Genomic DNA, 10,506 nt, shown 5'->3' with positions numbered 1-10,506 from the left:
CCCGCCCAGAACGGTGAGGCGGACCCGCGGCTACCCTCCCAGCGCCGCGCCGATGCCATCAGCGACCTGGTCGGTCTCGCGTTACGCGGTGACCAGCTGCCCCGGCAGCGCGGCAACCGCGCCCATCTGCTGGTGGTCATCACCGAGGAGAACCTGCGCACCAGCCGCGGCCTCGGCCTCACCGGTTCCGGTGAGGATCTGACCGCGGCGGCGATCAAACGCATCGCCTGCGACGCGAAGATCACCCCGGTGCGCATCGACGGCAATGGCGTCCCCCTCGCCGTCGGGCGCACCCGGCGCACCGTCACCCCGGGCCAGTGGTCGGCCCTGGTCATCCGCGACACCGGCTGCATCTTCCCCGGCTGCGACCGCCCAGCGGCCTGGTGCCAAGCGCACCACCTCATCCCATGGGAAGAGGGGGGTCCCACGGACCTGGACAACCTGGTATTGCTCTGCGACCACCACCACGACACGATCCACCACCACGACTGGGAAGCCGAACTCGGCGCAGACGGACACCCACAAGTGATCCCACCACCATGGATCGACCCGTCACGAACACCGCGACGAAACCAGCATTGGCGACCACTGCCGGTCGGCGCTCTCTGGGAGTGAGACCTTCCTAGACTGGAGTGCCGTCCGCCCGAAGGAGCAGTCTTGGCCAGCGATCGCGTCGTCCGACCTGCTCCAATCAGCGGGTTCCCGGAGTGGTTGCCGGAGGTGCGCCGGGTCGAGCAGTCCTGGTTGGACCGCATCCGCGCCACCTACGAGCGCTACGGGTTCTGCTCGCTGGAGACCCCGTCGGTCGAGGCGCTGGAAGTGCTGCTGGCCAAGGGGGAGACCTCCCAGGAGGTCTACACGCTGTCCCGGCTGCAGGCCGAGTCCGGCGACGCCGACGCGCGGTTGGCGCTGCACTTCGACCTCACCGTGCCGCTGGCCCGCTACGTGGCCCAGCACTTCAACGAGCTGGTGTTCCCGTTCAAGCGCTACCAGATGCAGCGGGTGTGGCGCGGTGAGCGGCCGCAGGAGGGCCGGTTCCGCGAGTTCACCCAGTGCGACATCGACGTGATCAACGTCGACTCCGTGCCCCTGACCTTCGACGCCGAGCTGCCGCGCATCGTGGCCGAGGTGCTCAGCGAGCTGGAGGTGGGCGGGTTCAGCATCGGCATCAACAACCGCAAGGTGCTGCAGGGCTTCTACACCGGGCTGGGCATCGCCGACCCGCTCGGCGTCATCCGCATCGCCGACAAGCTGGCCAAGATCGGGCCGGACGCGGTCGGCAAGCTGCTCGCCACCGAGCTTGACCTGACGCAAGCTCAGATCGATGCCTGCCTGGCGTTGGCGCAGGTGCGTGGCACGGACGCCTCGGTGGTGGACACGGTGGCCGGGTTGGGTTCCGCGGGCGCCCTGCTGGACGAGGGGTTGACCGAGCTGGCCTACGTGCTCGGCGAGCTCGCCGACCTGCCCGCGGGCACCATCGTCGCGGACCTGTCCATCGCGCGTGGCCTGGACTACTACACCGGCACCGTCTACGAGGGCACGCTCACCGACGCCCCCGGCTTCGGCAGCATCTGCTCCGGCGGCCGCTACGACAACCTCGCCGGGGAGTTCATCCGCCGCGACCTGCCCGGCGTGGGCATGTCCATCGGGCTGTCCCGGCTGTTCGCGAAGTTCGTCGCCGAGGGTGCGTTCACCGACGGGCCGAAGTCGCCCACCCAGGTGCTGGTGGTGGTGCCCTCCGCCGACCGGCGACCCGCGGCGCTGGCCACCGCGGCGGCGTTGCGCGCCCGTGGCCTGCGAGTGGAGACCTACCACGAGGCCGCGAAGATCGGGAACCAGATCCGCTACGCCTCCCGCAAGTTGATCCCGTACGTGTGGTTCCCGCCGTTCGAGGACGGCAAGCCGCACGAGGTCAAGGACCTCGCGTCGGGCGAACAGACCGCGGCGGACCCCGCGGCCTGGCGGCCGGCGAACTAACCCGTGCGGCGGGCGAGCACGCGGTAGGTGTTCGCGTTGTCGGTGATCCGGGCGATCGCCGTCAGCGCGGCGTCCACCCTGTGCATGGCGGCGAAACCCTTGGGCGCCAGGCGCTGCCAGACGAACTCGTGACGGCGGCGTCGGGCCGGCGTCTCCGGTTCGGTGAGCCACGGCAGGCTCGGGTCGCGGGCAATGACCGCGAAGAACTGCACCAGCGCCCAGGTGGCGTCGATGCCGATGTGCGCGGCGCCGCGGGTGATACGCAGCGGGGTGAAGCCGCGTTCGGCCAGCGCGCCCAGCAGGTTGGGCAGCGGAATCATGTGTTGGTGCTGCGGCTGCAGCAGCGGGAACCACCAGCGGCCGAAGGCAGGGGCGAGGTTGTAGTCCGGGTCGGGCATCTCGATCAGCAGATGATCGCCGGGCTTGAGTACTCGGGCCGCACCGTCCAGCTCGGCCCGCGGATCTCGGGTGTGCTCAAGATAGTGATGCATGCTCAGCACGTCGAAGCGGCCGGCAAATGAGTCGAGCACGTCGAGGAACAGGGCGCGGTGGCCGCGGTCCAACCAGCCGCGCTGTTCGCCCAGTTCGACCCCGCTGCCCAGGTCCAGGCCCTCGAAGACGGTGTCCGGCAGCAACTCCCGGCTGTGCTTGGCGAAGTAGCCGTAGCCGGTGCCCACGTCCAGCCACCTTTGTGGTGTGGTCACCGCCAGCACGTCGCGGGCCCGGGCGTGGTTGACCGCGGTGCCGCCGTCGAACACCGGCTCCATCACCGACTGGCCGAGGCCGTCGTAGAAGTCGCGGTAGTAGAAGTCCAGCCCCTCCAAGCTCAGCCGCGGGTTCTGGAACACGTGCCGACAGGTCCGGCAGCGCGACAGCCGGAACACGCCGGGCTTGCCCTGAATCAGGTCAGGGGTCCGCATGCGCCCACTCAGGTGGGGCGAGGCACACCACGGACAGGTCCGCCGCGGCGGCTCGAAGAACCGGGCGACGCCCGCCGCGAGGTCGGTGGCATACCGGGCGCGGGCATCGGTGGTCACGCCACCAGTGTGCCCATCCGTCGAGTACGGTGCCGCGGTGAGGATCCGCGCGGCCGTGCTGCCCGTCGCCCTGGGTTCGGCGCTGGCCATCGCCGAGGCGGTCAAGGTGTTCCGCAACGCCGGTCGCGCGCAGCGGCCCCGCGAACATCCGCCGGTCGTCACTGAACGCGTGTCGGTGCTGCTGCCGGCGCGCAACGAGGCGCACCGGATCGCGCCGACGGTGCTGTCGTTGTTGGCGCAGACCGGGGTGGCGGACCTGGAGATCCTCGTGCTGGACGACAACTCCGACGACGGCACCGGGGAGTTGGTGACGAAGCTGGCCAACGGCGACCCGCGGCTGCGGGTGCTGCACGGTCGTCCGCTGGCCGCGGGCTGGAAGGGCAAGCCGCATGCCTGTATGCAGTTGGCCGAGACCGCCACCGGGTCCGTGCTGGTGTTCGTCGACGCCGACGTGGAGTTCGCGCCGCACGCCATGGCCGCCTCGGTCACCCAACTGCGCGAGGCCAAACTTGGGTTGCTCTCCCCGTTCCCGCGACAGGTCATGGGATCGGCGGCGGAGCGGATCTACCAGCCGCTGGTCAACTGGACGCTGATGGCGACGATGTCCTCGGACATCGACCCGGAGACCGGGCTGCCCCCGACGGTGGTGGCCAACGGGCAGTTCCTGGTGTTCGACGCGGATGCCTACCGGGCCGCGGGCGGGCACGCCGCGGTCAAGCAGGCGGTGCTCGACGACGGCGGAATGTTGTTCGCGGTGCTGGGCAGCGGCGGCAAGGCGGCAGCGGTGGACGGTACCGGGTTGGCCGCCTGCCGGATGTACTCCGGGGCGCGCGAACTCGTCGACGGCCACACGAAATGGCTCTGCGAATGGGTGAACACGCCCCGCAAGGTCGCCGAGGTCAGCGGCGCGGTGTTGCTGTTGCATGTGCTGCCGGCCCTCGCGGCGTTGCGCGGGTCGCGGGTCGGGCTGGCCGGTTATCTCGGCGTGGCCGCGACGCGCATCACGCTGGCCCGTCGGTTCGGTGAGCCGCCGCTGCCGTACTCGTTCACCCACCCGGTGGCCGGGGTCATGTCCGTCGGGCTGATCGTGGAGTCCCGCCGCCGGCAGAAGCGCAACCTGCGCACCTGGAAGGGCCGTGCCGTCTAACTTGCCGGGAAATCCAGCTAGTCCTTGCGCGCCAGCACCCGGTACAGATTCGCGTCCCCGGTGCGGTGCACGATCGGCGTCAGCGCCGCGTCCGCCTTGTAGGTGAGCGGCAGCAGCTTCGGGCAGGCCTTGGTCCACACTCCCGTGTGCCAGGCGTCGCGCAGCTTCCCCTGCCGCGCCGAGCGCCACGGCAGCCGCGGCTCGGGGGACGCGCAAGCCAGCATCGACAACATCGCGCAGGTGACGTCCACCGGGATGTGCGACTCGGCGAACTGCACGGACACCGGACGCAGCCCGCGTTCGGTCAGCGCCGCCAGCAGGTTCGGCAGCGGCGCGAAGTGCAGATGCTGCGGCTGGAACCATTGCACCCACCAGCCGCGTAACACCCGCAGCCGCGACTCCGGGTTGGGCACCTCGATCTGCAGCAGGCCGCCGGAGGGCAACACCGATGCCGCGAGGTCCAGCTCGGCGCGGATGTCCAGTACGTGCTCCAGGTAGTGGAACATGCTGATCACGTCATAACGGCCAATCAGTTCCGCGGCCAGGTCGGGGAACCAGCCCCGGTGCGCGGTGTCGATCCAGCCCTTCTCCGCGGCCTCGGCCACGCCCAGGCCTTGGTCCAGGCCGTCGAAGGTGGTGTCCGGCCAGACCGTGCGGGCATCGCGGCAGAAGTGCCCGAATCCGGCGCCGATGTCCAACCAGGACTTGGGGCCGCCGCCGTCGGCGAAGAACGGTGCCAGTTGCCGGGCCCGGGTCTGATAGATGTCCGTCCGGGCGTCGAACACCGCCTCGATCATCGCCCGGCCAAGGCCGTCGTAGAAGTCGCGGTAGTAGAAATCCAGGCCCTCGGGGTTGAGCATCGGATTCTGGAACACATGCCGACAGGTGCCGCAGCGGTCCAGCTTGAAGATGCCGGGCTTGCGCTGGTTGCGGTCCCCGGTGCGCAGGATGGTGCTCAGGTTCGGTGAGCCGCACCACGGACACGTGCGCCGCCGCGGGGAGAAGAACCGCTCGACGCCGCGCGCGATCTCGGCCTGGTAGACCGGCCGCCGTGAGCTGAACTCCGCGTCCAGGTTCTCCGGGTCGACGCTGCCCGCCATCGCCTGCTCGGTCATCGTCAGGAGTTCCGTCGGGCCAACACCCGGTAGGCGTTGCCGCCGTCGAAGGCCTTGATGACCGGGGCCATCCAATGGTCGCCGTACCAGGCCCATTTGAGCAGCTTCGGGGTGACCTTCCACACGCGTGCCTGGCGCCGGAAGGCGGCCTCGGTGGGCTCGGGCAACCACGGGTAGCGCGGGTCGGGAGAGATGCGGCTGACCATGGAAAGCACCGCACAGGTCAGGTCGACCGGCAAATGCGCCTCCTTGCGTTGCACCCGCACCGGGGTGAATCCGCGCTCGGTGAGCGCCTGCAGCAGGTTGCGGGCGGGCACCAGGTGCTGGTGCTGCGGTTGGTAGTACGGAGTCCACAACGTGCCGTACATCTTCGCGGTGAACGAGGTCGGATCCGGCACCTCGATGAGCAGGTACTTGCCGGGCGCCACCACCCGGGCGATGACGTCGAGTTCGGCCCGCGGGTCGCGCACGTGCTCGAGATAGTGGTGCATGCTCACCACGTCGTACTTGCCCGCCACTTCCTCGACCAGGTCGGGCAACTGGCCCCGGTAAATGGTGTCCAGCCAGCCGCGCTTCTGCCCCTCCTCCACACTGGAACCCATGTCCAGGCCGTCGAAGACGGTGTCCGGCCAGATGGTCTTCGCGTCCTTGCAGAAATGGCCGTATCCGGTGCCCACGTCCAGCCAGCGACGCGGCGTCAGGAACGGGGTCACCATGCGCGCGCGGGAGTGATACACCTCGGTGTGCACGGCGAAGATCTGCTCGGTGATGTACCCGCCGAGGCCGTCGTAAAAGTCGCGATAGTAGAAGTTCAGCCCGTCGATGTTGAGCCGCGGGTTCTGGAACACGTGCTTGCACACCCGGCACTCGTCCATGTGGAACGTGCCGGGCTTGCGCTGCATCAGGTCACCGGTGGTGACCCGGTTGCGCAGCCGGTCCGACCCGCACCACGGGCAGGTGTCCCGGCGCGGCTCCAGGAACCGCTCGACGCCTGCCGCCATCTGCGCGGCGTACCAGGGGCGGGCCGCGGCGAAGTCCTCATCGGACGGGGCGACCGGGCTCGGGTTCTGCTCCAGCGTGGTCATGCTGTGCTGCTCCTGTTCTGGGGGCCAATCCTGTCCGCGGGAACCGCGCGTCGGGCCAATACCCGATACACATTTCCCACCCCGGCCGCTGCGAACAACGGTGCCAGTTTCCGGTCGGTGGCGTAAGCGGCTTTGATCACCGGTGGGGCGGCCCGCCACACCGTGCGGTGGCGTCGGACGGCAGATTTGGTGCTTCTGGGGCGCCACGGCAGCCGGGGGTCCGGGCCCAATAGGGTCCCCAGGGCCATCGCTGCAGAGGTCAGGTCGATGGGTATGTGCGCGCTGCCCCGTTCGACGTTCACCGGGACGAACCCGGCGGCGTCCAGGGCGGTCAGCAGATTGGGCAGCGGCATCAGGTGCAGGTGTTGCAGCGTGTGGCCCGGGGTCCACATCGGCCCCAATGCCCGGCCCAGCAGGAACGTCGGGTCGGGCAGCTCCAGGTACAGGTACCCGTCGGGAGCCAACGCCCGGGCGGCCACCGCCAACTCGGCCCGCGGATCGGACAGGTGCTCCAGGTAGTGGAACATGCTGATCACGTCGTAGCGCCCGGTCAGGTCGCCCGCCAGCTCGGCGAACTCGCCGCGGTGTGCGGTGCGCAACCAGCCACGCCGCGCCGCCTCCTGCGCGCCGTCACCGAAGTCCAGGCCGTCGAACGCTGTCTGCGGCCAGATGGACTGTGCGTCCTTGGCGAAGTGCCCGTGCCCGCAGCCCACGTCCAGCCATTGACGAGGCGTCAGAAATGGCGCCACCGCACGGGCGCGGCTGCGGTAGATCTCGGTCTGCTGAGCGAAGACAGCCTGCGTGGTCGAGGCGCCCAAGCCGTCGTAGAAGTCGCGGTAATAGAACGCCAGGCCCTCCGGGCTCAGCCGCGGATTCTGGAACACGTGCCCGCAGGTCCGGCACACATCGAAGCGGAACCGACCCGGCTTGCGCTGCACCAGATCCGGTAACCGGGTGCGCACCGCCAGCTTCGTCGAGCCGCACCACGGGCAGGCCGTGGCCGCCGGTTGCAGAAAACGCTGCCAACCCTCGGCCAACTCGGCCAGGTAGGGCGCGCGCAGACGGGCGAAGTCCGCATCGGTGGGCGGCGCTGCCCAGCCAACCTCGGTCATCGCGCCTCCTTGCGGGCGATGACTCGGTAGGCGTTGCCCACATCCAGCCGGGTCAGTACCCGGTCGATCACCACGTCCAGGCCATGACTGACCTTGGCCGCGCGCGGATACGCGCGCGACCACGCCAGTTCGTGGCGACGCTTGCGCCAGGCAGCGGTCTGTTCGGGTTCCCACGGGCGGCGCGGATCCGGTGCCCACCTGTTGAACGCGAAGGTGGTCGCCCAGGTCAGGTCCACGGTGGAGTGCGCTTCGTGGCGTTGCACGCTGACCGGCCGGAAACCGCGCTCCACCAATGCCCCCAACAGGTTGCTGACCGGCAGGAAGTGTTGGTGTTGCGGCTGGAACCAGGGCACCCACCAGGAGCCCAACACCCGGCCGACTCGGGAGGAGACGTCAGGCATCTCGATCTCGGCGTAGCCGCCGTCGCGCACCACCAGCGCCAGCGCATCCAACTCGGCGCGCGGATCACGGGTGTGCTCGAGGTAGTGATGCATGCTCACCACGTGGTAGGCGCCGGCGATCTGCGGCGCCAGGTCGGGAAACAACCCGCGGTGCCCGGTGCGGATACGGCCGTGCCGCACCGCCGCGTCCACCCCGGCGGACAGATCCAGCCCGTCGAATACCGTCTCCGGCAGGATCTCCGCGGCGTAGTGCGGGAAGTGCCCATGCCCGGTGCCCACGTCCAACCAGTTCTCCGGCTGCACGTGCGCGGCCACCGCCCGGGCCCGTTTGCGATTGTCCTCGGCGCTCAGCGCGAACACGCTCTCCGAGATCTCGGCGCCCAGGCCGTCGTAGAAGTCGCGATAGTAGTAGTCCAGCCCGGCCAGGTTCAGTCGCGGATTCTGGAACGCGTGCCCGCAGCTTCGGCACTGCTCGACGGTGAACCGGCCGGGCTTACGCTGAATCAGATCCCGGCCGCGCAGGCGAATCCGCAACGCCGGCGACCCACACCACGGGCAGGTGGTCCGGCGCGGCTCCAGGAACGCATCGGGACCGGCGTCGGGCATGGCCGCGTCGTACCAGGCCCGGGCTTTCGCGATGCGTTCATCGAGTTCTTCGGTCACAGCAAGCCCTCCAGCCGTGCCGCGGCGGCGCACGCGCCACCGGCCGCCTGGAACGAATTCCGGATACGCGCCGCACCCGCGCCATAAGACGGGTCGTCCAGCACCGCGCTGATCGCCCCGCGCAACTCCCCGGCGCTCACCCGACCGAACTTCACCCGCACCCCGGCGTGTGCCTCGGTGATCTGCGAGGCGTTGGCGGGTTGGTCGTCGCGGATCGGCGCCACCACCAGCGGCAGCCCGTGCGCGAGCGCCTCGCACATGGTGTTGTGCCCACCGTGGAAGACCACGGCGTGCAAGTGCGACAACAGCTCCAGTTGCGGCACCCGCGGCGCTGCGAGCACGTTCGGCGGAAGGTCGGCGACAGTGCCCGGCGGCATCACGAAGATCGCCTGCGTGGTGTCGGCCAGTGCCCCGAAGGCCTCGGCGGCCACCGCGAAGAAGCGTTCGCCGGAGTCCTGGTTGACCGTGCCCAGCGAGACCAGCACGTGCCGGCGATCGGGGTCGAGCCAGTCCCAGTTGAACGCCACCGGAGTACCCCGACCACCGAATGCCGGGCCGACGAAGGCGATGTGCGCACCCGGCGGGGACGGCGGGTTGAGCAACTCCACGGTGGAGAAAGCCAGCACGAGTTGGTCGGAGAAGCGCAGATCCACCGGATCGCCGACGCCGTAGCCGACCTGGAGTTCGGCCAACTGCTGCTGCGCCCACTCGCCGAGTTTCGGCATGGTTTCGTATTGCCCGGTGAGCTCAGCGGTGGTGGTGGCCGAGGTAGCCCACGCCAGCTTGCGCTCGCGGGCCACCATCGCGCCGGCCAGCGCCTGCTGGTCGGCCAGCACCACGTCCGGGGCGAACTCGTCCACCGCGGCGCGCACGCCGGGCACCATGGAGTGGGCCAGCGGGATCAGGAAGTCCTCCCAGAAGAACCGGAACGCGGTGGCCGCGCGCAGCCCGCGCCAGCGCACCAGCCGGGAGGACAACGGTTCGCCGGGGAATTCGGCGTCAACCGCGAATACGGTGCGCCCGGGCGGCAGCACGCCGCCCAGGTAGGTGGAATTGCCGGCCCAGGCCACCTGATGGCCGCGCTCGGTCAACGCCTCGGCCACCGCCACCGTGGGCAGGATGTGCCCGGTCAGCGGCGGGACGACGATCAGACAGCGCATTGCTCGGCCAGCCAACCCACGACGATCTCCCGCACAGCCGGTGTCGCGTCCATCAGCACCGAATGCCCGACGCCGGGCACCACGGTGAGCGAGGCGTGCGGCAGCAGGTCATGCAGCTGCTTCTCGTAGTCGGGTACGTCCGAGCGCTCGCCGTACACCGCGCGGATCGGGCAGGTCAGCGCGCGCAGTCGGTCGGCCGGGATGGGCCGGGCCCGGGTCAGGTCCGGATAGAAGCTGGTGTGGTTGGCCAGGTCGGTGAGCGCGTCCATCATCCGCACCACCTTGCGACCGAACCGACGGATCCAGGCCTGCAGGTTTTCCTCGCCCATCTCGGCGACCACCCCGGCGACCCGCTCGCGTTCGGCGGCGATCTGCTCGGCCCAGCCCTCGACGTTGAAGTGCGCCTCGATCAGCACGATGCTCGCCACCCGCGCCGGGTGCTCCACCGCGAAGTCCAGCGCGATGGTGCCGCCGTAGGAGTTGCCGATCAGATGCACCGGGCCGGAGATCTCCACCGCGTCGAGCAGGCCGGTGAGGTCAGCGACGGAGTCCTCCATCGTGTACCCGGTGCGGGGGCGCTCCGAGTCGCCGTGGCCGCGCAGGTCGTAGAGCAGGACCTCGGCGCCGGTCTTGGCCACCGTCCCCGCCACCGTGTAGTAGAAGCTCGCCATGTTGTCCATGCCCAGCCCGTGCAGGAACACCACGGGCGGCCGGGAGCGTTCGGCTGCCGGCACCGGGTGAAGGTGCTGCACGTGCAGCCGAATGCCGTTGGCGACGATTTCCGACATGGGTGGCGGGAACTCCTGAGG

At 69.7% G+C, this 10,506-nt stretch carries 10 protein-coding genes; 3 read left to right on the top strand and 7 right to left on the bottom strand.

All coding sequences use genetic code 11. The features are described from left to right. Positions 1-615 (top strand): DUF222 domain-containing protein (locus VGJ14_06130; GenBank protein HEY2831983.1); only part of this gene is annotated, 615 nt, incomplete at its 5' end. A 42-nt stretch (positions 616-657) separates the two neighbouring features. Then, complete coding sequence (gene hisS / locus VGJ14_06125; protein HEY2831982.1) at positions 658-1,977, top strand: histidine--tRNA ligase; 1,320 nt, start codon at positions 658-660, stop codon at positions 1,975-1,977. Here the strand turns inward: hisS and VGJ14_06120 are convergent. Then, complete coding sequence (locus VGJ14_06120) at positions 1,974-3,014, bottom strand: class I SAM-dependent methyltransferase (GenBank protein HEY2831981.1); 1,041 nt, start codon at positions 3,012-3,014, stop codon at positions 1,974-1,976. The genes hisS and VGJ14_06120 overlap by 4 nt on opposite strands. Before the next feature lie 37 nt (positions 3,015-3,051). Here VGJ14_06120 and VGJ14_06115 point away from each other — a divergent pair, with 37 nt between their 5' ends. Next, on the top strand, positions 3,052-4,161 hold the full coding sequence (locus VGJ14_06115; protein HEY2831980.1) for a glycosyltransferase family 2 protein: 1,110 nt from the start codon (positions 3,052-3,054) through the stop codon (positions 4,159-4,161). 17 nt (positions 4,162-4,178) lie between these two features. Here the strand turns inward: VGJ14_06115 and VGJ14_06110 are convergent, their stop codons facing one another. From VGJ14_06110 to VGJ14_06085, 6 genes are read right to left on the bottom strand one after another with little or no spacing between them, the layout of a single operon-like run. Then, entirely contained in the window at positions 4,179-5,276 is a 1,098-nt protein-coding gene (locus VGJ14_06110; GenBank protein ID HEY2831979.1) for a class I SAM-dependent methyltransferase, read from the bottom strand. Between the two features lie 2 nt (positions 5,277-5,278). Beyond that, a complete protein-coding gene (locus VGJ14_06105) occupies positions 5,279-6,361 on the bottom strand; it encodes a class I SAM-dependent methyltransferase (GenBank protein ID HEY2831978.1) in 1,083 nt (360 codons plus the stop codon). Next, positions 6,358-7,473 (bottom strand): class I SAM-dependent methyltransferase, encoded by a 1,116-nt coding sequence (locus VGJ14_06100; protein ID HEY2831977.1) that lies wholly within the window; start codon positions 7,471-7,473, stop codon positions 6,358-6,360. Before VGJ14_06100 ends, VGJ14_06105 begins: the two co-directional genes overlap by 4 nt. Beyond that, positions 7,470-8,537 carry a class I SAM-dependent methyltransferase gene (locus VGJ14_06095; GenBank protein HEY2831976.1) on the bottom strand — a complete coding sequence of 356 codons (1,068 nt, stop codon included), beginning with the start codon at positions 8,535-8,537 and terminating at the stop codon, positions 7,470-7,472. Before VGJ14_06095 ends, VGJ14_06100 begins: the two co-directional genes overlap by 4 nt. Next, positions 8,534-9,712, bottom strand: a complete 1,179-nt coding sequence (locus VGJ14_06090) for a glycosyltransferase (GenBank protein ID HEY2831975.1) — start codon at positions 9,710-9,712, stop codon at positions 8,534-8,536. Before VGJ14_06090 ends, VGJ14_06095 begins: the two co-directional genes overlap by 4 nt. Next, positions 9,685-10,485 carry an alpha/beta hydrolase gene (locus VGJ14_06085; protein ID HEY2831974.1) on the bottom strand — a complete coding sequence of 267 codons (801 nt, stop codon included), beginning with the start codon at positions 10,483-10,485 and terminating at the stop codon, positions 9,685-9,687. Before VGJ14_06085 ends, VGJ14_06090 begins: the two co-directional genes overlap by 28 nt. Between the last annotated feature and the right edge of the window lie 21 nt (positions 10,486-10,506).

Source organism: Sporichthyaceae bacterium (assembly GCA_036493475.1).
Classification (GTDB): Bacteria; Actinomycetota; Actinomycetes; order Sporichthyales; family Sporichthyaceae; genus DASQPJ01.
The sequence above is the reverse complement of the archived record's forward strand: the minus strand, read 5'-3'. Positions and strand labels throughout refer to the sequence as shown.

Excerpts from the sequence above, each read along its gene's own strand:
- VGJ14_06110 (HEY2831979.1), bottom strand. The coding sequence starts at position 5,276 with ATGACCGAGCAGGCGATGGCGGGCAGCGTCGACCCGGAGAACCTGGAC.
- VGJ14_06085 (HEY2831974.1), bottom strand. The coding sequence starts at position 10,485 with ATGTCGGAAATCGTCGCCAACGGCATTCGGCTGCACGTGCAGCACCTT.
- VGJ14_06105 (HEY2831978.1), bottom strand. The coding sequence starts at position 6,361 with ATGACCACGCTGGAGCAGAACCCGAGCCCGGTCGCCCCGTCCGATGAG.
- VGJ14_06100 (HEY2831977.1), bottom strand. The coding sequence starts at position 7,473 with ATGACCGAGGTTGGCTGGGCAGCGCCGCCCACCGATGCGGACTTCGCC.